The organism is Variovorax sp. 10N432 (assembly GCF_056394465.1).
Genome location: NZ_JBFTHX010000038.1, coordinates 38,122 through 62,369, shown reverse-complemented (window position 1 = coordinate 62,369; position 24,248 = coordinate 38,122). Strand labels below are relative to the sequence as shown.

The 24,248-nt window shown below is 66.5% G+C and carries 23 protein-coding genes; 1 reads left to right on the top strand and 22 read right to left on the bottom strand.

The features are described 5' to 3' along the window. The 9 genes from AC1DF3_RS29925 to AC1DF3_RS29885 all read right to left on the bottom strand — a co-directional run. Positions 1–188 (bottom strand): ABC transporter permease subunit (locus AC1DF3_RS29925; RefSeq protein ID WP_478141811.1); only part of this gene is annotated, 188 nt, incomplete at its 3' end. 38 nt (positions 189–226) lie between these two features. Next, the gene (locus AC1DF3_RS29920) at positions 227–1,420 is read right to left on the bottom strand and encodes an ABC transporter substrate-binding protein (protein ID WP_478141810.1); all 1,194 of its coding nucleotides are present in this window, start codon (positions 1,418–1,420) and stop codon (positions 227–229) included. A 45-nt stretch (positions 1,421–1,465) separates the two neighbouring features. Continuing rightward, complete coding sequence (locus AC1DF3_RS29915; protein ID WP_478141809.1) at positions 1,466–2,662, bottom strand: ABC transporter substrate-binding protein; 1,197 nt, start codon at positions 2,660–2,662, stop codon at positions 1,466–1,468. A gap of 44 nt (positions 2,663–2,706) precedes the next feature. Beyond that, complete coding sequence (locus tag AC1DF3_RS29910; protein ID WP_286529814.1) at positions 2,707–3,417, bottom strand: ABC transporter ATP-binding protein; 711 nt, start codon at positions 3,415–3,417, stop codon at positions 2,707–2,709. Further along, positions 3,417–4,187, bottom strand: coding sequence for an ABC transporter ATP-binding protein (locus tag AC1DF3_RS29905; RefSeq protein WP_286529812.1), 771 nt, complete (start codon positions 4,185–4,187; stop codon positions 3,417–3,419). The genes AC1DF3_RS29910 and AC1DF3_RS29905 overlap by 1 nt, the downstream gene beginning before the upstream one ends. A gap of 164 nt (positions 4,188–4,351) precedes the next feature. After that, positions 4,352–5,911 (bottom strand): DHA2 family efflux MFS transporter permease subunit, encoded by a 1,560-nt coding sequence (locus tag AC1DF3_RS29900; RefSeq protein WP_286532264.1) that lies wholly within the window; start codon positions 5,909–5,911, stop codon positions 4,352–4,354. Positions 5,912–5,928: 17 nt separating this feature from the next. After that, positions 5,929–7,236: an HlyD/EmrA/EmrK family protein gene (locus tag AC1DF3_RS29895; RefSeq protein ID WP_286532262.1), complete on the bottom strand. Its 1,308-nt coding sequence runs from the start codon at positions 7,234–7,236 to the stop codon at positions 5,929–5,931. Positions 7,237–7,276: 40 nt separating this feature from the next. Then, entirely contained in the window at positions 7,277–8,755 is a 1,479-nt protein-coding gene (locus AC1DF3_RS29890; protein ID WP_478141808.1) for an efflux transporter outer membrane subunit, read from the bottom strand. After that, the gene (locus tag AC1DF3_RS29885; RefSeq protein WP_286529806.1) at positions 8,736–9,290 is read right to left on the bottom strand and encodes a MarR family winged helix-turn-helix transcriptional regulator; all 555 of its coding nucleotides are present in this window, start codon (positions 9,288–9,290) and stop codon (positions 8,736–8,738) included. Before AC1DF3_RS29885 ends, AC1DF3_RS29890 begins: the two co-directional genes overlap by 20 nt. Before the next feature lie 78 nt (positions 9,291–9,368). Here AC1DF3_RS29885 and AC1DF3_RS29880 point away from each other — a divergent pair, with 78 nt between their 5' ends. Further along, positions 9,369–11,165, top strand: a complete 1,797-nt coding sequence (locus tag AC1DF3_RS29880) for an ABC transporter transmembrane domain-containing protein (RefSeq protein ID WP_478141807.1) — start codon at positions 9,369–9,371, stop codon at positions 11,163–11,165. A gap of 10 nt (positions 11,166–11,175) precedes the next feature. Here AC1DF3_RS29880 and AC1DF3_RS29875 read toward each other — a convergent pair whose 3' ends face one another. The 13 genes from AC1DF3_RS29875 to AC1DF3_RS29815 are packed head-to-tail and all read right to left on the bottom strand — an operon-like array spanning position 11,176 to position 24,246. Beyond that, entirely contained in the window at positions 11,176–11,619 is a 444-nt protein-coding gene (locus AC1DF3_RS29875; RefSeq protein WP_478141806.1) for a DUF1178 family protein, read from the bottom strand. 10 nt (positions 11,620–11,629) lie between these two features. After that, positions 11,630–12,217: an NUDIX domain-containing protein gene (locus AC1DF3_RS29870; protein WP_478141805.1), complete on the bottom strand. Its 588-nt coding sequence runs from the start codon at positions 12,215–12,217 to the stop codon at positions 11,630–11,632. Between the two features lies 1 nt (position 12,218). Beyond that, positions 12,219–12,542: a DUF2818 family protein gene (locus AC1DF3_RS29865; protein WP_286532252.1), complete on the bottom strand. Its 324-nt coding sequence runs from the start codon at positions 12,540–12,542 to the stop codon at positions 12,219–12,221. A 7-nt stretch (positions 12,543–12,549) separates the two neighbouring features. Further along, positions 12,550–14,037: an NADH-quinone oxidoreductase subunit NuoN gene (nuoN, locus tag AC1DF3_RS29860; RefSeq protein ID WP_286532250.1), complete on the bottom strand. Its 1,488-nt coding sequence runs from the start codon at positions 14,035–14,037 to the stop codon at positions 12,550–12,552. Positions 14,038–14,045: 8 nt separating this feature from the next. Next, positions 14,046–15,530 (bottom strand): NADH-quinone oxidoreductase subunit M, encoded by a 1,485-nt coding sequence (locus tag AC1DF3_RS29855; RefSeq protein WP_478141804.1) that lies wholly within the window; start codon positions 15,528–15,530, stop codon positions 14,046–14,048. Positions 15,531–15,554: 24 nt separating this feature from the next. Next, positions 15,555–17,573 (bottom strand): NADH-quinone oxidoreductase subunit L, encoded by a 2,019-nt coding sequence (nuoL, locus tag AC1DF3_RS29850; protein WP_478141803.1) that lies wholly within the window; start codon positions 17,571–17,573, stop codon positions 15,555–15,557. A gap of 13 nt (positions 17,574–17,586) precedes the next feature. Next, a complete protein-coding gene (gene nuoK / locus AC1DF3_RS29845; protein WP_286532244.1) occupies positions 17,587–17,895 on the bottom strand; it encodes an NADH-quinone oxidoreductase subunit NuoK in 309 nt (102 codons plus the stop codon). Further along, positions 17,892–18,542, bottom strand: a complete 651-nt coding sequence (locus AC1DF3_RS29840) for an NADH-quinone oxidoreductase subunit J (RefSeq protein ID WP_286532242.1) — start codon at positions 18,540–18,542, stop codon at positions 17,892–17,894. The genes nuoK and AC1DF3_RS29840 overlap by 4 nt, the downstream gene beginning before the upstream one ends. 37 nt (positions 18,543–18,579) lie before the next feature. Then, positions 18,580–19,122, bottom strand: a complete 543-nt coding sequence (nuoI, locus tag AC1DF3_RS29835; protein WP_286371383.1) for an NADH-quinone oxidoreductase subunit NuoI — start codon at positions 19,120–19,122, stop codon at positions 18,580–18,582. A gap of 11 nt (positions 19,123–19,133) precedes the next feature. Beyond that, positions 19,134–20,210, bottom strand: coding sequence for an NADH-quinone oxidoreductase subunit NuoH (gene nuoH, locus AC1DF3_RS29830; protein WP_286529789.1), 1,077 nt, complete (start codon positions 20,208–20,210; stop codon positions 19,134–19,136). Further along, entirely contained in the window at positions 20,207–22,351 is a 2,145-nt protein-coding gene (nuoG, locus tag AC1DF3_RS29825; RefSeq protein ID WP_478141802.1) for an NADH-quinone oxidoreductase subunit NuoG, read from the bottom strand. Before nuoG ends, nuoH begins: the two co-directional genes overlap by 4 nt. Positions 22,352–22,372: 21 nt before the next feature. After that, a complete protein-coding gene (gene nuoF / locus AC1DF3_RS29820; protein ID WP_286532239.1) occupies positions 22,373–23,713 on the bottom strand; it encodes an NADH-quinone oxidoreductase subunit NuoF in 1,341 nt (446 codons plus the stop codon). Further along, a complete protein-coding gene (locus AC1DF3_RS29815) occupies positions 23,713–24,246 on the bottom strand; it encodes an NADH-quinone oxidoreductase subunit NuoE family protein (protein ID WP_286532237.1) in 534 nt (177 codons plus the stop codon). The genes nuoF and AC1DF3_RS29815 overlap by 1 nt, the downstream gene beginning before the upstream one ends. Between the last annotated feature and the right edge of the window lie 2 nt (positions 24,247–24,248).

Genomic DNA, 24,248 nt, shown 5'->3' with positions numbered 1-24,248 from the left:
ACGTCGAAATAGTTCATCGCCATCCAGGTCAGCACCGCGCCCAGCATGAACAGCGCGCCGTGCGCGAAGTTGATGACGTTGAGCAGGCCGAAGATCACTGCGAGCCCGAGGCTCAGGATCGCGTAGAACGACCCGTTGACCAGCCCCAGAAGGAGCTGGCTCAACAAGGCTGGCAGTGATATTTGCATGACGGAAAGGATCGCGATGAAGGAGTCAGGAGCTCAGCTTATTTCCAGAGGGCGCACTTCGATTCGGCCTTGGTGGTGAAGACCTCGTCGCCCGGCAGCTTGGCGACCATCTTGTAGTAGTCCCACGGCTGCGTCGACTCGCTCGGCGACTTGACCTGCATCAGGTACATGTCGTGCACCATGCGGCCGTCCGGTCGGATCACGCCCTTGGCATAGAAGTCGTTGATCGGCATCTTCTTGAGCTCGGCCATGACCTTGTCGGCGTCGGTGCTCTTGGCCGCCTGCACCGCCTTCAGGTAGGTCGTCGTGGCCGAGTAGTCGGCGGCCTGGATGTCGGTCGGCATGCGCTTGGTCTTGTCGAAGAACTTCTTGCCGAAGGCGCGGGTTTCCTGGTTCAGGTTCCAGTCCCAGCTGGTGGTGAGCAGCAGGCCTTCGGTGTTCTTCAGGCCCAGGCTGTGGATGTCGGTGATGAAGACCAGCAGGCCGGCCAGCTTCATCGACTTGTTGATGCCGAACTCCTTCGCCGCCTTGATCGCGTTGATGGTGTCGCCGCCGGCGTTGGCCAGGCCCAGGATCTGGGCCTTCGAGTTCTGCGCCTGCAGCAGGAAGGACGAGAAATCGGAGGCGTTGAGCGGATGCTTGACGCTGCCCACCACCGTGCCGCCCTTCTCCTTCACCACCTTGGCGGTGTCGGCCTCGAGGGCCGCGCCGAAGGCGTAGTCGGCGGTCAGGAAGAACCAGTTTTTGCCGCCCTGCGCCACCACCGCGCCGCCGGTGCCCTTGGCCAGCGCCACCGTGTCGTAGGCATAGTGGACGGTGTAGGGGCTGCACTGCTCGTTGGTGAGCGCCGAGGCGCCCGCGCCGTTGACCATGAAGACCCGCTTCTTCTCCTGCGCCACCTTCGCCATCGCCAGGCCGGTGCCCGAGTTGGTGCCGCCGAACAGCATGGTGAGGTTGTCGGTGTCGATCCATTCGCGCGCCTTCGAGGCGGCGATGTCGGCCTTGTTCTGGTGGTCGGCCGTGACCAGCTCGATCGGCAGGCCATTGACCTTGCCGCCGAAGTCGTCGATCGCCATCTGGATGGCCGTCGCACCCCCCTTGCCCTCCACGTCGGCATACAGGCTGGACATGTCGGTGATGAAGCCGATCTTGACTTTCTCCTGTGCCTGGACGGCCCCGGTCGCGAAGGCGATGGCGAGGGAAACAGCAGAAAGCGCGATGGTTTTTTTCATGTTCGGATCAAAGGGGTGAGTGAGGGAAATCGTGGAGGTCGCGCGCTATTTCCAGAGCGCGCACTTGGAGTCGGCCTGGGTCGTGAAGACCTGGTCGCCCGGCAGCTTGGCGTTGACCTTGAGGTAGTCCCAAGGCTGCTTCGAGTCGGCCGGCGACTTGACCTCGACCAGGTACATGTCGTGCACCATGCGGCCGTCGGCGCGGATCACGCCCTTGGCGTAGAAGTCGTTGATCGGCGTCTTCTTCAGTTCGGCCATCACCTTGTCGGCATCGGAGGTCTTGGCGGCCTGCACGGCCTTTAGGTAGGTCATGGTGGCCGAGTAGTCGGCGGCCTGGATGTCGGTCGGCATGCGCTTGGTCTTGTCGAAGAAGCGCTTCGAGAACTTGCGCGTGTCGTCGTTGAGGTCCCAGTACCAGCTGGTGGTGTGGAGCAGGCCTTCGGTGTTCTTCAGGCCCAGGCTGTGGATGTCGCTCAGGAAGATCAGCAGGCCGGCCAGCTTCATGCTCTTGCCGATGCCGAATTCCTTCGCCGCCTTGATCGAGTTGATGGTGTCGCCGCCGGCATTGGCCAGGCCCAGGATCTGGGCCTTCGAGTTCTGCGCCTGCAGCAGGAAGGACGAGAAGTCCGAGGCATTGAGCGGCGCCCGCACCGCGCCCACCACCGTGCCGCCCTTGGCCTTGACCACCGCAGTGGTGTCGGCTTCGAGCGCATGGCCGAAGGCGTAGTCGGCGGTCAGGAAGAACCAGCTCTTGCCGCCCCGGTCGACCACCGCGCCGCCGGTGCCCTTGGCCAGCGCCACCGTGTCGTAGGCGTAGTGCACCGTGTAGGGGCTGCACTGCTCGTTGGTCAGCGCCGAGGTAGCGGCGCCGTTGTTGAAGTAGACCCGCTTCTTTTCCTGCGCCACCTTGGCGGTGGCCAGCGCGGTGCCGGAATTGGTGCCGCCGAAGACCATGGTCACGCCGTCGGTGTCGATCCACTCGCGCGCCTTCGAGGCCGCGATGTCGGCCTTGTTCTGGTGGTCGGCGGTGAGCAGCTCGATCGGCTGGCCCAGCACCTTGCCGCCGAAGTCGTCGATCGCCATCTGGATGGCGAGAGCGCCGTTCTTGCCCTCGACGTCGGCATAGAGGCTCGACATGTCGGTGACGAAGCCGATCTTGACCTTTTCCTGGGCCTGGGCGGCGCCGCAGGCGAGTGCCGTCGCGGCGACGGCCAGGGTCATGGCGCTGAACTGGTTCTTCATGAGAGTTCTCCGTTCAATCAACAGGTTGAGAAAAAAAAGGGGAATCAGACGCCGAGCAGCTCGTTGAGCACCGGCATCTTGGCTTCGAGCTCGGCGGCGCCGAACTTCTCGACGATCCGTCCGTGCTCCATCACGTAGAAGCGGTCGGCCAGCGGCGCGGCGAAGCGGAAGTTCTGCTCGACCATGACCACCGTGTAGCCCTTGCCGCGCAGCGTGTGGATCATGCGGGCCAGCGCCTGCACGATCACCGGCGCCAGGCCTTCGGAGATCTCGTCGAGCAGCAGCAGCCGGGCGCCGGTGCGCAGGATGCGCGCCACCGCCAGCATCTGCTGCTCGCCGCCCGAGAGCCGCGTGCCCTGGCTGTGGCGGCGCTCCGCCAGGTTCGGGAACATGGCGTAGATCTCGTCGACCGACATGCCCTTGTCGGCGCTCTTGAGCACCGGCGGCAAGAGCAGGTTCTCTTCGCACGACAGGCTCGCGAAGATGCCGCGCTCCTCGGGACAATAGCCGATGCCCTGGTGCGCGATGCGGTGCGTCGGCATGTGAATCGTCTCGGTGCCGTTGACCTTGATGCTGCCCTTGCGGGCGCCGGTGAGGCCGAGCACGGCGCGCATGGTGGTGGTGCGGCCGGCGCCGTTGCGGCCCAGCAGCGTGACCACCTCGCCGGGCTGCACCACCATGTCGACGCCGTGCAGAACGTGCGATTCACCGTACCAGGCCTGCAGGTCCTTGATTTCGAGTGCGGGGACTGCCATCAATGGGCTCCCTGCAGTTGGCCGTCGGTGGTGCCCATGTAGGCTTCCATCACCTGCGGGTTGCGCGACACCTCGGCGTACGGCCCCTCGGCCAGCACGGCGCCGCGCTGCAGCACCGTGATCGTGTCGGCGATGGTCGAGACCACGCTCATGTTGTGCTCCACCATCAGGATGGTGCGGCCGGCCGAGACCCGCTTGATGAGCTCGGCGACGCGGTGCACGTCCTCGTGGCCCATGCCCTGCGTGGGTTCGTCGAGCAGCATCAGCTCGGGCTCCATCGCCAGCGTGGTCGCGATCTCGAGCGCGCGCTTGCGGCCATAGGGAAGGTTAACGGTCAGCTCGTCGGCCAGGTCCTCGAGGCCGACTTCGGCCAGCAGCACGCGGGCCCGGGCATCGAGCGGCTTGAGCGACTTCTCGCTCTTCCAGAAATGGTAGGAGGTGCCGAGCGCGCGCTGCAGCCCGAGACGCACGTTCTCGAGCAATGTCAGGTGCGGGAACACAGCCGAGATCTGGAACGACCGGATGATGCCGCGCCGCGCGATCTGCGCCGGGCGCTCGCTGGTGATGTCCTGGCCGTTGAACAGGATGGTGCCGCTGGTCGGCTCGAGGAACTTGGTGAGCAGGTTGAAGCAGGTTGTCTTGCCGGCACCGTTGGGGCCGATCAACGCGTGGATCGAGCCCCGCACGACCCGGAGGTCGACCTTGCTGACCGCGGTGAAACCCTTGAATTCCTTGGTGAGCTGGCGTGTCTCGAGAATGATGTCACTCATCTCGCGCGGTCACTCGGTTGCTGGCAGGAAAAATCAGTCATGCGGTCCATATGTGCGTACTTTGTAACGCGGACCGCATTGTTTGCAGCGGCGGCAAAACTTGCCTACTGGGGCAAATGCCTATGCTGCAACGCAACCTGAGGCCGGGCTGCGCCGGCCCGGAATCAGTGGGCGCCTGCCGCCGCGTCCGACGCGCCGGTTCCCTTCGCCGGCTTGGCGAGCCAGACCAGCGGGATCAGGAACAGGAACAGCATCGCCGAGCCGTAGAAGACGTCGTTCGAAGCCAGCATGAAGGACTGCTGGTCGACCAGGCGATTGATCTGCCCCAGCACCTGGTCGGCACTGAATCCGCTGGCGCCGAAGTTGGCGATCGCGCTGTTGGCGGCGGAGCTGCCGGTGTTGACCGACTCCACCAGCTGCGCGTGGTGCAGCGCGGCCCGGTTTTCCCACAACGTGGTCGCGGCCGAGGTGCCGATCGCGCCCGCGGTGATGCGCAGGAAGTTCGACAGGCCGGAGGCCGCGGGAATGCGGTCGGGCGGCAGGCCCGACAAGGTGATGGTCACCAGCGGGATGAAGAAGAAGGCCATCGCCACGCCCTGGATGATGGTCGGGATCATGATGGTCCAGAAATCAGCCTGGGTGTTGAAGTTCGAGCGCATCCACAGCACCAGCGCGAACACCAGGAACGAGAAGGTCGCGTAGCGGCGCGGGTCGACCTTGCCGACCGTGAGCCCGACGATCGGCGAGAAGATGATCGCCAGCATGCCCACCGGCGCCATGATCATGCCGGCCTGCGTCGCCGTGTAGCCCATGTACTGCTGCAGCCAAAGGGGCAGGATCACCACGTTGCCGAAGAAGAGGCCATAGGCCACCGCCGTCGCGAAGGCGCCCGACCAGAAGTTGCGGCGCTTGAACAGCGACAGGTCGACCACCGGGTGCTTGTCGGTCAGCTCCCAGATCAGGAAGAACGCGAAGCCGACCAGTGCGACGACGGCCAAAGTCAGGATCACGGCCGAGTGGAACCAGTCGAGCTCCTTGCCCTTGTCGAGCATCAGCTGCATCGCGCCGACCCAGACCACCAGCAATGCCAGCCCGATGCCGTCGATCGGCACCTTGCGCGTGGCGCTCTCGCGCTTGCGGTAGATGGCCCAGGTGATGCCCGCGGCCGCCAGCCCGACCGGAATGTTGATGTAGAAGATCCAGGGCCAGGAGATGTTGTCGGTGATCCAGCCGCCGAGCAGCGGCCCCATCACCGGCGCGACCAGCGTGGTCATCGACCACATCGCCATCGCCAGGCCGGCCTTGGCCCGCGGATAGCTCGACAGCAGCAGCGTCTGCGACAGCGGGATCATCGGCCCGGCGACGAAACCCTGCAGCGCCCGGAAGGCGATCAGCATCGTCATGTTGGGCGCCAGCCCGCAAAGCCAGGAGCTGATGATGAACAGCAGCACGCTCGCCATGAACAGGCGCACCTGGCCGAAGCGCTGCGTGAGCCAGCCCGTGAGCGGCACCGCGATGGCGTTGGCCACCGCGAAGCTGGTGATGACCCAGGTGCCCTGCGTCGAGCTGACGCCGAGGTCGCCGGCGATGGCCGGCAGCGACACGTTGGCGATCGACGTGTCGAGCACGTTCATGAAGGTCGCGGCCGAAAGCGCGATGGTTCCCCAGACGCGGGCGGAGCCCTCGAGCGGCTGGACCGGCGTGGGGGCGGTGGCGTTCGACATCGCGCGCGGTCGCCCGATCAGCCCGGATGAGCCTGCGAGGAGATCGGCGACACCGGCAGGCTGCTGGCCGCTGGCGGCTTCGGCGCCGGCTCATGGCCGAGGTTGGCGGCGATGATGCGCTGGACCACGGCGTCGGCGCCGCTGTCGAGCTGGCTGTAGACCTGGGTCTGGATCAGGGCACTGCCGCGCGGCGCATCGGCCAGCGACTTGCCGTCCTTCTTCGAGACATCGATCTCGGCGTCCATCGACAGGCCGACCCGCAGCGGATTGGCCTTGAGCTGCTCGGCATCGAGCGCGATGCGCACCGGCACCCGCTGCACCACCTTGATCCAGTTGCCGGTGGCGTTCTGTGCCGGCAGCAGCGCGAAGGCCGAACCGGTGCCGACGCCGAGGCCGGCCACGCGGCCGTCGTACTCGACCTTCTTGCCGTACAGGTCGGCGGTGAGCTTCACGGGCTGGTCGATGCGGATGTTGCGCAGCTGCACTTCCTTGAAATTGGCATCGACCCAGACCTGGTTCAGCGGCACGATCGACATCATCGGCGTGCCCGCGGCCACGCGCTGGCCAAGCTGCACGGTGCGCTTGGCGACATAGCCTTCGACCGGCGCCGGCATCGCGACGCGCTGGGTGGCCAGGTAGGCCTCGCGCACCCTGGCCGCCGCCGCGAGCACGCTCGGATGGCGCTCCACCGGCGTGCCGTCGGTCAGCGACTGGTTGGTGGTCAGCTGCTCGCGCGCCGACAGCACCGCGGCCTGGGCCGACGCCAGCTGGCTCTTGGCGTTGGCCAGCGCGGTCTCGGAGTGGTTCAGTTCTTCTTTCGACACCGCCCCGTTGCCGGCCAGGGCCTGGCGGCGCTTGAGGTCGTCCTGGGCGCGGGCGATATCGCTCTGCGCGCGCGCGATGTCGGCCTGGCGCAGCGTGACCTGGGCCGCCAGCGACGCGTTGTTGCCATACAGGGTGCGCGCCTGGCGCACCGCCTGGGCCAGCGCCGCCTCGGCCTGCTCGAACGCCACCTTGGCATCCGACGGGTCGAGCTGCACCAGCGGCTGGCCGGCCTTCACCAGGTCGGTGTCGTCGGCCATGATCGCCATCACGGTGCCGCTGATCTGCGGCGTGATCTGGATCACGTTGCCCTGCACGTAGGCGTTGTCGGTCGATTCGTAATGGCTCGCGACCAGCCACTCGTAGCCGCCCCAGGCGGCACCGGCCACGACCACGACGGCGGCCAGCGTGGTCAGCGCGCGGCGGCGCTTGTTGCTCGCGGCGGGGGCCTGCGCAACGGGTTCGGCAGACGCAGCGTTCGGGGTGTTGTTGCTGTTTTCCATGACAGTGTCTTTCGGATTCGGAGCGTTCGTTCGGGAGTGTTCAGGGGTGCCGGGGCGCGGGAGCGGCGGCGGCTGTGGTGGTGTCCGACGGCTGCCAGCCGCCGCCCAGGGCGCGCGCCAGGCCGACCTGGTTCTCGAGCGCACGGGCGGCGAGGTCGACGCCGTCGCGGCGCTGCGCCAGCACGGTGACTTCGGCCGTCAGCACGTCCAGGTAGTTGCCGAGTCCGGCGCTGTAGCGCTGCAGGCCGATGTCGTAGGCCGCCTCGGCCGCGTCCTGCGCCTCTTTCTGCTGGACTTGCTGGCGCGCCACGTACAGCACGCTCGAGAGCTGGTCGGCGACATCGCGCACGGCATCGATGACGGTGACGTTGTAGCTGTCGATCGCGGCGTCGAGGTCGGCCGACTTGCCGCGCAGGTTGGCACGCAGGCGGCCGCCTTCGAAGATCGGCAGCCGGATCGCGGGGCCCACGCCCCACTGCTGGCTGCCCGACTTCAGCAGGCTGTCGAAGCCGATGCTCTGGAAGCCGGCGAAGGCGATCAGGTTGACGTTCGGATAGAACTGGGTCTTGGCGTTGGCGACGTCGCTGGTCGCGGCTTCGACGCGCCAGCGGGCGGCGGCGATGTCGGCGCGCCGGCCCAGCAGGTCGGCCGGAATGCTCTGCTGCAGCGCCAGGTTCTTGAAGTTGCCGAGGCGCGGCGGCGTCAGCGCCTGGGTCGCACCGGGCTTGGCCACCAGCGCGTCGAGCGCGTGCTGCGCGATCGCGATCTGCTCGTTCAGGGCTTCGATCTGCTGGCGTGCTTCGGGCACGCTGCTCTCGCTCTGCTTCAGCTGCAGCCGCGTGTCGAGCCCGGCCGACACGCGATCGCGCACCAGCTTGAGGAGTTCTTCGCGCTGCGCCAGCGCGCGCTGGGCGACCACCATCCGGTCGTTCAGCCGCGCCCATTGCACGTAGCTGCGCGCGACATTGCTGGAGAGCAGCACCCGGGCCGCGTCGGCTTCGGCGGCGGCGGCGTTCGCGGTGCCCAGCGCCGCATCGAGCGCGGTGCGGTTCTTGCCGAAGAAATCGATCTCCCAGCTGCCGCTGAGCTGGAGGTTGCCGCTTTCCTGGACCGAGCCGCCCAGCGGTGGCGGATAGATGTAGTTGTCGCTGAACTTCTGGCGCGTGAGATCGAGGCCGCCGTTGAGCTGCGGCTTGTCGGCGGCCTCGGTGTACGTCACCGAGGCCTGCGCGCGCGCCAGCCGGGCCAGGGCGACCTGCAGGCTGGGATTGCCCGCGATCGCCTGGTCGACCATCGCATTGAGCTGCGGATCGCCGAAGGCCAGCCACCATTGGCTGTCGAGCGCCGGCGCCGCCTGGGCAGCGGGCGCCGCAGTCAGGCCGAGGCTCTCCGCGGTCTGCATCTTGGGGCTCGAGGCGGTGGCGCCCATGTCGGCGCAGCCCGCGACGGCCAGCGCCAGCACGGCGGCGGCGATGGCGCTGGTACGGCGCAGGGCGCCCTCAGGAAGGAGTCGAGTCATTTTTCTTGTCCCCACGGGCCGACAGGGCCTGTGCGTTGTCGAGGATCCGGCGGAGGTAGCCCTTGAGCTGCTCCCACTCCTCGTTGCTGAAGCCAGCCAGGTGCTCGTTCTGCACGAGGCTGAGTATTTCGGGCACCTCCCGGGCCGCCGCGCGGCCTTCGTCGGTGAGTTCGATGTGGACCACGCGGCGGTCGGCCACCGAGCGCACGCGGCGGCACAGGCCCTTGGCCTCCAGGCGGTCGAGCAGGCGGGTCATGGCGCCGGTGTCGAGTTCGCATTCGCGCGCCAGTTCGGCCACGGTCGTGACCTTGCCCATGTGCAGCTTGTGCAGCGGCACCCACTGCGGATAGGTCGGTCCGGGATCGCACATGCGAAGTTCCACCGACTGGGCCACCGCGCTCAGGATGCGGCGCATCATGTAGCCGATGCTTTCTTCCGCGCGGTAGTTCTCGGCCTTGTAGAAAGCCGTGACCTCCGGCAATTCGCCGGGCGAAGGCAGCGCGGGGCGCGCTTCGGGGGTCTGGGATTCGGACATACCCGAATAGTACTTGCCTCGGCAATTACTGTCAAGGCGGCCTTTGGTGGGGCAAGGGTTCGCTAGAATGCTCGGGATATGGCCTCTTCTTCCCCTTCGCCCGCCAAAGGATCACCAAAATCCTTGTCGGGTCTGGCGCCCTTCCTGCGCCCCTATCGCACCCAGATCGTCCTGGCGGTGGTGTTCCTGGTGCTGGCCGCGGCGACCACGCTGGTGTTCCCGATCGCCCTGCGCAGCCTGATCGACGGCGGCCTGGTCAATCCCGACAAGGGTGCGCAGACGATGGCGCTGCGCGAGCATTTCGTCGCCCTGTTCGCGGTCGCGGTGGCGCTGGGGCTGTTCTCGGCGGCCCGCTTCTACACCGTCAGCTGGCTCGGCGAGCGTGTCACGGCCGACCTGCGCAACGCGGTCTACGCCCATGTGCTGCGCCAGAGCCCGGTGTTTTTCGAGACCACCCAGACCGGCGAGGTCCTGTCGCGCCTGACCGCCGACACGACACTGGTCCAGACCGTGGTCGGCTCCTCGCTCAGCATGGGGCTGCGCAACGCGGTCATGGGTGTGGGCGCCCTGGCCATCCTGGTCTGGACCAATCCCTACGTGATGGTCCAGGTGCTGGGCATCCTGGTGCTGGTGGTGCTGCCCAGCATGTGGTTCGGCCGCCGCGTGCGCAAGCTCTCGCGGGCCAGCCAGGACCGGGTGGCCGATTCCAGCGCGATCGCCGCCGAAGTGCTGAACGCGATTCCGGTGGTGCAGAGTTACACCGCCGAGGCCCGCGAAGCGGCCCGCTTCGACGCCTCCACCGACAGCGCCTTCCGCACCGCCGTGCGCCGCACGCGCGCGCGCTCGGTGCTCGTGGCCTTCATCATCATCGCCACCTCGGCGGCGCTGCTCTGGGGCCTCTACCAGGGCACCCAGGCGGTGCTGCGAGGCGACATCACGGCCGGCCACCTGGGGCAGACGGTGGTCTACGTGATCATCCTGGCGAGTGCCGCCGCGGTGCTCGGCGAGGTCTACGGCGACCTGCTGCGGGCCGCCGGCGCCACCGAGCGCCTGATGGAACTGCTGCATGCCAGGCCGGTGATCGTGTCGCCCGCCGAGCCGGCCCAGGCGCCGGTCCCGGCCGCTGGCAGCGCCTTGTCGCTGGAGGGCGTCGGCTTCCACTACCCGTCCCGGCCCGGCACCCCGGCGCTGCGCGATTTCGACCTGCGGATCGCCCCCGGCGAGACCGTGGCGCTGGTCGGATCGAGCGGCGCCGGCAAGAGCACGGTGTTCCAGCTGCTGCTGCGCTACTACGACCCCCAGTCCGGCCGGATCACCCTCGACGGCACGCCGCTTGCGGCGCTGTCCCTGGAGGCCTTGCGCGCCCGCATCGGCCTGGTGCCGCAGGATGCGGTGATCTTCTCCGCCAGCGCGCTCGAGAACATCCGCTACGGCCGGCCCGACGCCAGCGTCGAGGAAGTCCACGCCGCCGCCCGTGCCGCCTTCGCCGACGGTTTCCTGCGGGCCCTGCCCGAGGGCTACGACACCTTCCTGGGCGAGCGCGGCGTGCGGCTGTCGGGCGGCCAGCGCCAGCGCATCGCGATCGCGCGCGCGATGCTCAAGAACCCGCCGCTGCTGCTGCTCGACGAAGCGACCAGCGCGCTCGACGCCGAAAGCGAACGGATGGTGCAGGCTGCCCTCGAATCGGCCATGACGGGTCGCACCACGCTGGTCATCGCCCACCGCCTGGCGACCGTGCAGAAGGCCGACCGCATCGTGGTGCTGGACCACGGCGGCATCGTCGAACAGGGAACGCACGCGGCGCTGGTGGCGCAGAACGGGGTCTACGCGCGGCTGGCCGCCCTGCAATTCGCGGCGGAACCCCAGCCCGCCTGAGCGCCGCAGGCTACTGCAGCGTCTCCTTGAGGGCTGCCGGCAGCGGTAGCGTGAACACCGGAATGCCCTCGTCGGCCAGAGAGCGTGCCTGTTCGGGGGTCGCCTGGCCGCGAATGCCGCGCTCCTCGGCTTCACCGTAGTGCATCTTGCGGGCTTCGTCGACGAAACGCTCGCCGACGTCCTCGGTCTGGGAAATCACCTCGCGCACCGCGCGCAGCCAGCGCGCCTCGGGCGAATCGGCGGCGGCGGGCAGCTTGGCCGGCGCGGCTTCCGCCGGCGGCCGGGCATTGCCGAGATTCAGCCGCGGCGCGGCCAGCAGCTTGGTGATCGCGGTGTCGCCGCACATCGGGCATTCCACCAGGCCGTCGGCAAGCTGGGTGTCGAATGCGTCCTGCGACGCAAACCACCCCTCGAAGCCGTGGCCATGGGCGCACTGGAGGTTGAGGACCTTCATGCGCCGATTATCAGGCGTTGGGCGACGACGCGCTGTGCCAGTCGAGCACCCATGCGCCCGACAGGACGTTCTGCAGCCAGAGCGTGCAGGTCAGCGTCTTGGCGTCCGACACCGTGCCGTCGCGGCACCAGTCCAGCAGTTGCTCGGGCGTGGCCGTGATGACGTCCAGGAACTCGCCATGGTCGAGCTGCCGGTCGCCCAGCGTCAGGCCGCGTGCGAAATAGACATGGATGATCTCGGTCGAATAGGCGACCGCCAGGTGCATCGCGCCGGCACGGGCCCATTCGCGGGCCGTGTAGCCGGTCTCTTCGAGCAGCTCGCGCTGGCCGCACAGCAGCGGGTCCTCGCCGGCATCGAGCTTGCCGGCGGGGAACTCGGTCATGACATGGCCGATCGGGTAGCGGTACTGGCGCTCGAGCACCAGCCGGCCGTCTTCGAGCAGCGGAATCACCACCACCGCGCCCGGATGCACCACGTATTCGCGGGTCGCGGTATGGCCGTCCGGCAGGCGCACCGTGTCGCGCTTGGCATGCAGGAAGTTGCCCTTGAACAGCTCTACGCTGGCGGTGCATTCTTCCTTGAGGTGCTTGTCGGTCATGTCAGTGAGGGTGCGGGTGCGCGTGGCGATGCTTCATGAGGTAGCGCCACGTGAAGCCCGGAAAGGCCAGCACGATGAACAGCGCCGCCGTGACGGCGTAGAACTCCCAGCCCTGCGGCGCGATCTGCCCGACCCGGCGCTCGAACAGCAGCCCGACGGCGCCGACCACGGCATAGAGCAGCACCAGTTCGGCCAGCCGGATGGCCAGCGACTTGGTGCGCCCCGCCAGCGGGACCAGGCCGAGCAGGCGCTCGTTCAGGAACGGCAGGTTGGCCGCCAGCAGCGCGAGCCCCAGCACCATCCAGACCGACGCGCTCTGGGACACGTCGCGCTCAGGTGGCCAGCGTGGCCACGATCGCGTTCGCGCACAGCGTCATGAGGCCGCCCGGCAGGATGCCGAGGATCAGGATCAGGGCGCCGTTGAGCGTCAGCACGGTGCGCACGTCGCGCGGCGCCGAGACGGTGCTCGCGGTGACCGGGGCGTCGAAGTACATGACCTTGACCACGCGGATGTAGTAGAACGCGCCGATCAGCGACATCACGACCGCGAACACCGCGAGGCCGATGTAGATGCCCTGGCCGGAGGCGATCAGCGCCTGCAGCACCGCCAGCTTGGCGTAGAAGCCGACCAGCGGCGGAATGCCGGCCAGCGAGAACATGGCGATCGCCATCACGCCGGCATACAGCGGGCTGCGCTGGTTGAGGCCGGCCAGGTCGGTGATCTCCTCGCTCTCGAAGCCTTCGCGCGCCAGCAGCAGGATGATGCCGAAGCTCGCCAGCGTGGTCAGCACGTAGGTGATGATGTAGAACATCGCCGCGCTGTAGGCGAACTGGGCGTTGTAGGTGTTGCCGTTGACCACGCCCGCCACCAGGCCGAGCAGCATGAAGCCCATCTGCGCGATGGTCGAGTAGGCCAGCATGCGCTTGAGGTTGGACTGGGCGATCGCGGCCAGGTTGCCGACCAGCAGCGAGGCGATGGCCAGCAGCGCCAGCATCTGCTGCCAGTCGATCGCCAGCGGCAGCAGGCCTTCGACCAGCAGGCGGATGATGATCGCGAAGGCGGCCAGTTCGGGCGCGGCGCCGATCATCAGCGTGACCGCGGTCGGCGCGCCCTGGTAGACGTCGGGCACCCACATGTGGAACGGAGCGGCACCGACCTTGAAGGCCAGGCCGGCGACGATGAAGACCAGGCCGAACACCAGCACCTGGTGGTTCACCTGACGGCTGGCGATCGCCTTGAACACCTCGTTGATGTCGAGCGAGCCGGTGGCGCCGTACATCATCGACAGGCCGTAGAGCAGGAAGCCGCTGGCCATCGCGCCGAGCACGAAGTACTTCATGGCGGCTTCGCTGGCGACCGCGTTGTCGCGGCGCAGCGCCACCAGCGCATAGCTCGAGAGCGTCAGCAGTTCGAGGCCGAGATAGATCAGCAGGAAGTTGCTGCCCGACATCATGACGAACATGCCCAGCAGCGCCAGCAGGCTCATCGTGAACATCTCGCCGCCCTGCAGCATGCCGCGGTCGCCCGCGTAGGGCCGGCCGTAGACCAGCGTGACCATCAGCGCCAGCGTCGCGAAGCACTTGAGCCAGTTGCCCATCGGGTCGCTCACGACCATGCCGCCGAAGCCGTAGATGGTCTTGCCCAGGGAGGCGTTGAAGCCGGTCAGCACCGCGACGATCGCGAGCGTGAGCAGGGTCAGGATGTAGGTGCCGGTGCGGCGCGGGCTGGTCGAGGCGAGATCGAGCAGCGCGATCACGCAGGTCATGATCAGCAGCACTACCTCGGGGTAGATCGTCATCCAGCTGAGTTTGTCAATCATCTTGTTTCTTACGGCAGCTTGGGCAGCTTGGAGATGGACACGTGCTGCAGCAGCCCGTCCACGGAGGCATTCATCACATCGGTGAAGGGCTTCGGATACAGGCCCATCCACAGCACGGCGATCGCCAGCAGCGCCAGCATCAGGAATTCACGCGCATTGATGTCGCTGAGCTCCTTGACGTGGTCGTTGCCGACCGATCCCAGGTAGACCCGCTTGTACATCCACAGCGTGTAGGCGGCGCCGAAGATCAGCGCGGTCGCGGCACCGAGGCCGAGCCAGAAGTTGGCCTTGACCGCGCCGAGGATCACCATCCATTCGCCGACGAAACCGGCGGTGGCCGGCAGCCCGCAGTTGGCCATCGCGAACAGCAGCGCGAAGGCGGCGAACTTGGGCATGGTGTTGACCACGCCGCCGTAGTCGGCGATCTGGCGCGAATGCACGCGGTCGTAGAGCACGCCGATGCAAAGGAACATCGCGCCCGAGACGAAGCCGTGGGCAATCATCTGGACGATGCCGCCGGCGACGCCGAGTTCGTTGAAGATGAAGAAGCCGAGCGTCACGAAGCCCATGTGGGCCACCGACGAATAGGCCACCAGCTTCTTCATGTCCTGCTGCACCAGCGCCACCAGGCCGACGTAGATCACCGCGATCAGCGACAGCGCGATCATGAGCCAGGCCCATTCGTGCGAGGCATCGGGCGCGATCGGCATCGAGAAGCGCAGGAAGCCGTAGGCGCCGAGCTTCAGCATGATCGCCGCCAGCACCGCGGAGCCGCCGGTGGGTGCCTCGACGTGCACGTCGGGCAACCAAGTATGGACCGGCCACATCGGCACCTTGACCGCGAAGGCCGAGAAGAAGGCGAAGAACAGGAAGGTCTGCGCCTGGCCCGACAGCGGCAGCTTGTGCCAGGTCAGGATGTCGAAGCTGCCGCCCGACTTGTTGTACAGGTAGATCAGCGCGACCAGCATCAGCAGCGAGCCGAGCAAGGTATAGATGAAGAACTTGAAGGCCGCGTAGATCTTGTTCGGACCGCCCCAGATACCGATGATCAGGTACATCGGGATCAGGGTGGCTTCGAAGAAGGTGTAGAACAGGATGCCGTCGAGCGCCGAGAAGGTGCCGATCATGAGCCCCGAGAGGATCAGGAAGGCGCCCATGTACTGGTTCACGCGCTCGGTGATGACCTCCCAGGCCGAGATCACGACGATCACGGTGATGAAGGCGGTCAGCAGCACCAGCCAGAACGAGATGCCGTCCAGGCCGACGTGGTAGTGGATATTGAAGCGCTCGATCCAGCGCTCCTTCTCGACGAACTGCATCGCCGCGGTGCCGTTCTGGAATCGCGACCAGAGCGGCAAGGTGACCAGGAAGCTCGCGACCGAACCGATCAGCGCAACCCAGCGCACGCCCCTGGCGTGTTCATCCCGACCGAAGGCCAACAGCACGACGCCGAAGGCGATCGGCATCCATATGGCAAGGCTCAACAAACCCATTTTTGTTTTTCTCCAGAGAGCCGCTTACCGCTTGAACCAGACGAAGTACGACATCAGGACGAAGATGCCGATCAGCATCGAGAAAGCGTAGTGATAGATAAAGCCCGTCTGCAGCCAGCGCACCGCACCTGCGATGCGGCCGACCAGCTTCCATGAGCCGTTGACGATGCCGCCGTCGATGATCCCCTGGTCGCCGCCCTTCCAGAGGCCGGTGCCGAGGGCGCGGGTGGCGCGGGCAATGACGTTCTCGTTGAACCAGTCCATGTAGTACTTGTTCTCGAGCAGGGTGTAGATCGGGCCGAAGGCGCGCTTGATCGCGGCCGGCAGGGCCGGGTTGACCAGGTACAGGTACCAGGCCACCACGACACCGGCGAGTGCGAGCCAGAACGGCGCTGCCGTCAGGCCGTGAAGGGCCATTGCCACCGGGCCGTGGAAGCCCTCGGCCAGTTCCTTCATGGCTTCATGCTTGCCTGCGTCGATGAAGATCGCACCCTTGAAGAACTCGCCGTACAGCATCGGCCCGATCGTCATGAAGCCGATCACGACCGACGGGATCGCCAGCGCCACCAGCGGCACCCAGACCACCCACGGCGACTCGTGCGGCTCGTGATGGTCGTCGTGGCCGTGACCGTGGTCGTCGTGGTGAGCGTCCGGGTTCTGGTCGAAGCGCTCCTTGCCGTGGAACACCATGAAATACATGCGGAACGAATAGAGCGCCGTGACGAACACGCTCGCCAGCACCGCGAAGTAGGCGAAGCCCGAACCCCACAGGTGACTCTCGTGCACCGCTTCGATGATGCTGTCCTTCGAATAGAAGCCCGAGAAGAACGGCGTCCCGATCAGCGCCAGCGAGCCCACCAGCGAGGTGATCCAGGTGATCGGCATGTACTTGCGCACGTTGCCCATCCAGCGCATGTCCTGGTTGTGGTGCATGCCGATGATCACCGAGCCGGCGCCGAGGAACAGCAGCGCCTTGAAGAAGGCGTGCGTCATCAGGTGGAACACGGCCACCGAATAGGCCGAGGCGCCGAGTGCCACGGTCATGTAGCCGAGCTGCGACAGCGTGGAATAGGCCACCACGCGCTTGATGTCGTTCTGGATGACGCCCAGGAAGCCCATGAACAGCGCGGTGATGCCGCCGATCACGAGGATGAAGCTCAGGGCCGTGTCGCTCAGTTCGAACAGCGGCGACATCCGCGCCACCATGAAGATGCCGGCCGTGACCATGGTCGCGGCGTGGATCAGGGCGGAGATCGGGGTCGGGCCTTCCATCGAGTCGGGCAGCCAGACGTGCAGCGGGAACTGCGCGCTCTTGCCCATGGCGCCGATGAACAGGCAGATGCAGGCCACCGTGAGCAGCATCCACTCGGTGCCCGGGAAGTTCAGCTTGGCCAGCGCGTCGGCCTTGGCGAAGACTTCGCCGTAGTTCAGCGAGCCGGCGTAGGCGGCCAGCAGGCCGATGCCCAGGATGAAGCCGAAGTCGCCGACCCGGTTGACCACGAAGGCCTTCATGTTGGCGAAGATCGCGGTCGGCCGGTTGTACCAGAAGCCGATCAGCAGGTAGGACACCAGGCCCACCGCCTCCCAGCCGAAGAACAGCTGGAGCATGTTGTTGCTCATGACGAGCATCAGCATCGAGAAGGTGAAGAGCGAGATGTAGGCGAAGAAGCGGTTGTAGCCGTCATCGTCCTGCATGTAGCCGATGGTGTAGATGTGGACCATCAGCGACACGAAGGTCACGACGCACATCATCATCGCGGTCAGGCCGTCGATCAGGAAGCCGACTTCCATCTTGAGGCCGCCGACCGTCATCCATTCGTAGATGGTGGCGTTGAAACGGGCACCGTCGTTGACCACGCTGTCGAGCGTCATCGCCGAAATGATGAAGGACACCAGCACGCCGAGGATGGTCAGCGAATGGGTGACGCGGCGGCCGATGTGGTTGCCGCCGAACTTCGTGCCGAACAGGCCGGCGACGACGGCGCCGACCAGTGGCGCCAGCGGAACGGCCAGCAGGGTGGATGCGGAAAGAGTAGCGCTCATGAGTAAACCTTCTTCAGCCCTTCAGCGCATTCAGCTCGTCGACGTTGATGTTCGACTTGTTGCGGAACAGCAGCACCAGCAGCGCCAGCCCGATGGCCGACTCGGCCGCCGCGACCGTCAGGATGAAGAACACGAAGACCTGCCCGTGCATGTCGCCGAGGAAATACGAGAAGGCGACGAAGTTCATGTTGACCGCGAGCAGCATCAGCTCGACGCACATGAGCAGAACGATCAGGTTCTTGCGGTTCAGGAAGATGCCGATGACCGACAGCGCGAACAGCATCGCGCCTAGCGAAAGAAAGTGTCCGAGCGTGAGCGTCATGCCTTGGTCTCCGCTGCGGGCGCTGCTGGCTCCGCGGCCGGTTCGGCCTGTCGCGTGACGGGCATCTGGACGATGCGCACGCGGTCGCGCGCCTTGACGCGGACCTGGTCGGCCGGGTTCACGTACTTGCTGTCCTTGCGGGTGCGCAGGGTCAGCGCGATGGCGGCGATGATCGCCACCAGCAGGATCACGGCAGCGATTTCCAGCGGATAGAGGTATTGCGAATAGAGCAGCTTGCCGAGTTCGAGCGTGTTCGAGGTCTCTGGGCCCTGAATCGCCGACAGGGTCTTCGGCGAGGTCAGGCGGAAGCCGCCCATCAGCACTGCGGCCATTTCAAGCGCAATCAGCGCACCCACCCCGGCGGCCAGCGGGAAGTGCTTCCAGAAGCCCTCTCGCAGGCCTTCGACATTGATGTCCAGCATCATCACCACGAACAGGAACAGCACCATCACCGCCCCGACATAGACGAGGACCAGCGTGATGGCAAGGAACTCCGCGCGCAGCAGGAGCCAGATGGCCGATGCCTGGAAGAACGCCAGCACCAGGTAGAGCGCCGCATACACGGGGTTGCGCGCGGTGATGACGCGGAAGGCTGCAAACAGCAGCACCGCGGCAAACAGATAGAACAGACCGGTCTTGGCGTCCATGGATAGGATTCGTTTTCTTCGGGTTCAGCCAGCCGCTTCAGCGGTACTTGGCGTCCGCCGCCTTGTTGGCGGCGATTTCTTTTTCGTAGCGGTCGCCGACGGCGAGCAGCATGTCCTTGGTGAAGTACAGGTCGCCCCGCTTCTCGCCGTGGTATTCGAAGATGTGGGTCTCGACGATCGAGTCGACCGGGCAGCTTTCTTCGCAGAAGCCGCAGAAGATGCACTTGGTCAGGTCGATGTCGTAGCGCGTGGTGCGGCGCGAGCCGTCGTCGCGGACATCGGATTCGATCGTGATCGCGAGCGCCGGGCACACGGCCTCGCAGAGCTTGCAGGCGATGCAGCGCTCTTCGCCGTTCTCGTAGCGGCGCAGCGCATGCAGGCCGCGAAAGCGCGGCGACAGCGGCGTCTTCTCTTCCGGGAACTGGACGGTGATCTTGCGGCTGAAGGCGTACTTGCCGGTCAGCGCGAGGCCCTTGAACAGTTCCACCAGCATGAAGCTGGACAGGAAGTCCTTGAGCGAGAAAGGCGCGGAGGCGGTCGTGGAGGAGCGCGCAAGCGCGCTGGCAGAAGGCGCAGTCATGGCAGTTCCGGTTATTTCCAGATGTTGAAGGGGGTCTGCATCCAGGCGCCGACCACCACCAGCCACACCAAGGTGACCGGAATGAAGATCTTCCAGCCCAGCCGCATGATCTGGTCATAGCGGAAGCGCGGGAAGGTCGAACGGACCCAGAGGAACATCGTGACCACGCAGAAGGTCTTGATGCCGAGCCAGATCCAGCCCGGGATGAAGGCCAGGAAGTCGAACGGGGGCAGCCAGCCGCCGAGGAACAGCACCGCGCACAGGATCGAGACCAGCCACATGTTGGCGTACTCGGCCAGGAAGAACATCGCGAAGCTCATGCCCGAGTACTCGATCATGTGGCCGGCGACGATTTCCGATTCGCCTTCGACGACGTCGAAGGGGTGGCGGTTGGTTTCGGCCAGGCCCGAGATGAAGTAGACGACGAAGATCGGCAGCAGCGACAGCCAGTTCCACGACAGGAAGCCGATGCCCATCGAGGCGAAGTGGCCCCTGCCCTGCCCCATCACGATGTCGGTCATGTTCAGGCTGGCCGACACCATCAGCACGACCACGAAGCAGAAGCCCATCGCGATTTCGTAGCTGACCATCTGGGCCGACGCGCGCAGCGCACCCAGGAAGGCGTACTTCGAGTTCGAGGCCCAGCCCGCGATGATCACGCCATAGACCTCGAGCGAGGTGATGGCCATGACGAACAGCAGGCCGGCGTTGATGTTGGCGAGCGCGACCTCGGGTCCGAACGGAATGACCGCCCAGGCGGCCAGCGCCGGCATGATGGTCATGATCGGGCCGAGCAGGAACAAGCCCTTGTTGGCCACCGTCGGGAGGATGATTTCCTTGGTCAGCAGCTTGAGCGCGTCGGCGATCGGCTGCAGCAGGCCCAGCGGGCCGATGCGGTTGGGGCCGATGCGGATCTGCGTGAAGCCGATGGCCTTGCGCTCCCAGAGCGTGAGGTAGGCGACCGCGCCCATCAGCGGGATCACGACGACGATGATCTTGATCAGGGTCCAGATCACCGGCCAGAGGAAGCCGGTCCACCAGCCGGCCGAGACCAGGCCGAGGCCGAAGCCGTGCAGCGCGTCGATCATGCCGACACCTCCTGCAGGGCCGCGGCCTGGCGGGCGTCGGCGGTGAGCTGCAGCGAAGGCGCGCGGCGCACGATCGAGTCGAGCTGGTAGATGCTCGCGACCACCGGGGCCGATTCGGCCGCGACGCCCATGTCGATCTCGGCGGCGGTGGCGTTGGACAGCTTTCCGGCCGCGACCTGGACCGGCGAGTCGATCTCGGCCAGCACGTCGGCGGTGGATTCGAAGGCGAAGCCCGGCAGGCCGAGCAGGTTCGCCAGCACGCGCAGCACCTTCCAGGCCGGACGCGCTTCGCCCTGCGGCTTGACGACCGCATGGAAGCTCTGCAGGCGGCCTTCGGCGTTGACGAAGGTGCCCGGCGTTTCGGTGAACGGCGCGATCGGCAGCAGCACGTCGCTGAATTCGAGGTTGGCCTTGAACGGGCTCAGCGTGACGACCATCTGCGCGTGCGCGAGACCTTCGATCGCGGCCTCGCCGGCGGCCGAGTCGAACACGGGTTCGGTGTTGAGCAGCAGCACGGCCTTGAGGCCCCCTGCGAGCATCTGGGCGGCGTTCAGGGCGCCGTCGCGCGGCAGCGCGCCGACCAGTTGCGCGCCGACCGTGTTGGCGGCTTCGGTCAGGTAGCCGACGCTGGCGCCAGTCTGGGCGCCGATCCAGTTGGCCAGCGCCAGCAGGCTGCCGGCGCGGGCGTGATGGGCCGCGGCATTGCCGAGCAGGATCGCCTTGCGTTCACCGCCGAGCAGCGAGGCGGCCAGCGCCTTCGCGGCGTCGCTGGCGGCGCCGCTGAGGGCGACCGGTGCCTGGGCGCCGGTGCTTTCGGCGATGGCGYCCGCCAGTTCGACCAGCGCGTCGACCCATTGGTCGGCCGGCAGGGTGACGGCGTTGGCGATCGGCATGGCCCAGGCGTCGGCATCGGCCAGCAGTTCGGCCGAGGTGATGGCGCTCAGCGCCCCACCCTTGCGGACCGACTGGCGGATGCGCTGGGCGAACAGCGGATGGTCCTTGCGCAGGTTCGAGCCGACCACCAGCACGCGCTGCAGCTGCGACAGCGAAGCCACGGAAGTGCCGAGCCAGCGGATGCCTTCGGCGGCGCCGAACTCGGCGTTGCGCAGGCGGTAGTCGATGTTGCCGCTGCCCAGGCCATGGGTCAGCAGCTTGGCCAACTGCAGCTCTTCGAGCGTGCTGTGCGGGCTGGCGAGCGTGCCGATGCTCTTCGCGCCGTGGTCGGCCTTGATCTGCTTCAAGCCATTGGCGACGTATTCGAGCGCGGTCTGCCAGTCGACCTGCTGCCACTGGCCCCCCTGCTTCAGCATCGGCTGCGTCAGGCGCTCGGGGCCGTTGAGGGCCTCGTACGAGAAGCGGTCGCGGTCGGCGATCCAGCACTCGTTGACGTCTTCGTTCTCGAGCGGCACCACGCGCATCACGCGGTTGTTCTTGACCTGGACGATCAGGTTGGCGCCGGTGGAGTCGTGCGGGCTGACCGACTTGCGGCGCGACAGCTCCCAGGTGCGGGCGCTGTAGCGGAAAGGCTTGCTGGTGAGCGCGCCGACCGGGCAGATGTCGATCATGTTGCCCGACAGCTCGGAGTCGACCGAGTCGCCGAGGAAGGTCTCGATCTCGGAGTGCTCGCCGCGATGCGACATGCCGAGCTCCATCACGCCGGCCACTTCCTGGCCGAAGCGGACGCAGCGCGTGCAATGGATGCACCGGCTCATCTCTTCCATGCTGATCAGCGGGCCGACGTCCTTGTGGAAGACGACGCGCTTTTCTTCCTCGTAGCGCGAGGACGAACCGCCGTAGCCCACGGCCAGGTCCTGCAGCTGGCATTCGCCGCCCTGGTCGCAGATCGGGCAATCGAGCGGGTGGTTGATGAGCAGGAACTCCATCACCGACTGCTGGGCCTTGATGGCCTTGTCGCTCTTGGTGCGGACGATCATGCCCTGCGTCACGGGCGTGGCGCAGGCCGGCATCGGCTTGGGCGCCTTCTCGACGTCGACCAGGCACATGCGGCAGTTGGCCGCGATGCTGAGTTTCTTGTGATAGCAGAAGTGCGGGATGTAGGTGCCCGCCTTGTCGGCCGCATGCATGATCATGCTGCCTTCGACGATGTCGACCTTCTTGCCGTCGAGTTCGATTTCAACCATATGTTTTTCTTCTCGCGCTCGTCAGGCCCGGGCGGCCGTCTTCGGGACGTAGCCCGGGATCAGTGCCTCGAACTCGTGACGGAAGTGCTTGATCATGGCCCGCACCGGCATCGCGGCGGCATCGCCCAGCGCGCAGATGGTGCGGCCCTGGATGTTGTCGGCGACCGAGTTCAGCAGGTCCATGTCGGACGCCTTGCCATGGCCGTTGTGGATGCGGTCGACCACCCGCCAGAGCCAGCCCGTGCCCTCGCGGCAGGGCGTGCACTGGCCGCAGGATTCGTGCATGTAGAAATACGAGAGGCGCTTGAGCGACTCGACCATCGAGCGGCTGTCGTCCATCACGATGACCGCGCCCGAGCCCAGCATCGAGCCGGCCTTGGCGATGGAGTCGTAGTCCATCGTGCACTGCATCATGATGTCGGCCGGCAGCACCGGCGCCGACGATCCGCCCGGGATCACGGCCTTGAGCTGGCGGCCCTTGCGCACGCCGCCCGCGAGCTCGAGCAGCTTCGAGAACGGCGTGCCCATCGGCACTTCGTAGTTGCCGGGGAGCTCGACGTCACCGCTGACCGAGTAGATCTTGGTGCCGCCGTTGTTCGGCTTGCCGCACTCGAGGTAGGCCACGCCGCCGTTGTTGATGATCCACGGCACGGCCGCGAAGGTCTCGGTGTTGTTGATCGTGGTCGGCTTGCCGTAGAGGCCGAAGCTGGCCGGGAACGGCGGCTTGAAGCGCGGCTGGCCCTTCTTGCCTTCGAGCGATTCGAGCAGTGCGGTCTCTTCGCCGCAGATGTAGGCGCCGAAGCCGTGCGCCGCATGCAGCTGGAAGTTGTAGGCGCTGCCCATGATGCCGTCGCCGAGATAGCCGGCGGCGCGCGCCTCTTCGAGCGCCTCTTCAAAGCGGTCGTAGGTCTGGAAGATCTCGCCGTGGATGTAGTTGTAGCCCACGCTGATGCCCATCGCATAGGCGGCGATGGCCATGCCCTCGATCACGATGTGCGGATTGAACTGCAGGATGTCGCGGTCCTTGCAGGTGCCGGGCTCGCCCTCGTCCGAGTTGCAGACCAGGTACTTCTGGCCCGGGAACTGGCGCGGCATGAAGCTCCACTTGAGGCCGGTCGGGAATCCGGCGCCGCCGCGGCCGCGCAGGCCCGAGGCCTTGACCTCGGCGATCACCTGGTCGGGCGTCAGGCCCTCGGTGAGGATCTTGCGCAGCGCCTTGTAGCCGCCGCGCGCCTCGTAGTCGGCCAGGCGCCAGTTGGTGCCATTCAGGCCGGCATAGATCTGGGGCTCGATATGGCGGTCGTGGAAGCAGGTCTGGACGCCGGTGGCCTGGAACTGCTGGAGTACTTGCTCGGGCGACATCATTGGGCTCCCTTTGCGGTGGCGCCGCGCAAGCCGTCGATCAGCTGGTCGAGCTTCTCGTTGCTCATGAAGCTGCACATGGTGCGGTCGTTGACCAGCATCACCGGCGAGTCGGCGCAGGCGCCGAGGCACTCGCTCTGCTGCAAGGTGAACATGCCGTCGGGCGTGGTCTCGCCCATGCGGATGCCGAGCTTCTGCTCGAGATGGGCCAGCGCCTTCGCGCCGTCGCGCAGCTGGCACGGCAGATTGGTGCAGACGTTGAGCTTGTACGCGCCCAGCGGCCGCTGGTTGTACATGTTGTAGAAGGTCGTGACTTCGTGCACCGCGATCGGTGCCATGCCGAGGTAGGCGGCGATCTCGCGCTCGCGCTGCTCGCTCACGAAGCCCTCGTCCTGCTGCACGATCGCCAGGCAGGCCATCACGGCCGACTGCTTGCCGGCCGGCGGGTACTTGGCGACCTCGCGGGCGAAACGCTCCAGCGTGGCGGCCGACAGCGCCGCTTGGCTGCCGTGGGAAGAAGTGTCGGAATGCATGG

Coding starts and splice junctions, on each gene's coding strand:
- AC1DF3_RS29920 (WP_478141810.1), bottom strand. CDS start 1,420: ATGAAAAAAACCATCGCGCTTTCTGCTGTTTCCCTCGCCATCGCCTTC.
- AC1DF3_RS29915 (WP_478141809.1), bottom strand. CDS start 2,662: ATGAAGAACCAGTTCAGCGCCATGACCCTGGCCGTCGCCGCGACGGCA.
- AC1DF3_RS29910 (WP_286529814.1), bottom strand. CDS start 3,417: ATGGCAGTCCCCGCACTCGAAATCAAGGACCTGCAGGCCTGGTACGGT.
- AC1DF3_RS29905 (WP_286529812.1), bottom strand. CDS start 4,187: ATGAGTGACATCATTCTCGAGACACGCCAGCTCACCAAGGAATTCAAG.
- AC1DF3_RS29900 (WP_286532264.1), bottom strand. CDS start 5,911: ATGTCGAACGCCACCGCCCCCACGCCGGTCCAGCCGCTCGAGGGCTCC.
- AC1DF3_RS29895 (WP_286532262.1), bottom strand. CDS start 7,236: ATGGAAAACAGCAACAACACCCCGAACGCTGCGTCTGCCGAACCCGTT.
- AC1DF3_RS29890 (WP_478141808.1), bottom strand. CDS start 8,755: ATGACTCGACTCCTTCCTGAGGGCGCCCTGCGCCGTACCAGCGCCATC.
- AC1DF3_RS29885 (WP_286529806.1), bottom strand. CDS start 9,290: ATGTCCGAATCCCAGACCCCCGAAGCGCGCCCCGCGCTGCCTTCGCCC.
- AC1DF3_RS29880 (WP_478141807.1), top strand. CDS start 9,369: ATGGCCTCTTCTTCCCCTTCGCCCGCCAAAGGATCACCAAAATCCTTG.
- AC1DF3_RS29875 (WP_478141806.1), bottom strand. CDS start 11,619: ATGAAGGTCCTCAACCTCCAGTGCGCCCATGGCCACGGCTTCGAGGGG.
- AC1DF3_RS29870 (WP_478141805.1), bottom strand. CDS start 12,217: ATGACCGACAAGCACCTCAAGGAAGAATGCACCGCCAGCGTAGAGCTG.
- nuoN (WP_286532250.1), bottom strand. CDS start 14,037: ATGATTGACAAACTCAGCTGGATGACGATCTACCCCGAGGTAGTGCTG.
- AC1DF3_RS29855 (WP_478141804.1), bottom strand. CDS start 15,530: ATGGGTTTGTTGAGCCTTGCCATATGGATGCCGATCGCCTTCGGCGTC.
- nuoL (WP_478141803.1), bottom strand. CDS start 17,573: ATGAGCGCTACTCTTTCCGCATCCACCCTGCTGGCCGTTCCGCTGGCG.
- nuoK (WP_286532244.1), bottom strand. CDS start 17,895: ATGACGCTCACGCTCGGACACTTTCTTTCGCTAGGCGCGATGCTGTTC.
- AC1DF3_RS29840 (WP_286532242.1), bottom strand. CDS start 18,542: ATGGACGCCAAGACCGGTCTGTTCTATCTGTTTGCCGCGGTGCTGCTG.
- nuoI (WP_286371383.1), bottom strand. CDS start 19,122: ATGACTGCGCCTTCTGCCAGCGCGCTTGCGCGCTCCTCCACGACCGCC.
- nuoH (WP_286529789.1), bottom strand. CDS start 20,210: ATGATCGACGCGCTGCACGGCTTCGGCCTCGGCCTGGTCTCGGCCGGC.
- nuoF (WP_286532239.1), bottom strand. CDS start 23,713: ATGTCGCCCGAGCAAGTACTCCAGCAGTTCCAGGCCACCGGCGTCCAG.
- AC1DF3_RS29815 (WP_286532237.1), bottom strand. CDS start 24,246: ATGCATTCCGACACTTCTTCCCACGGCAGCCAAGCGGCGCTGTCGGCC.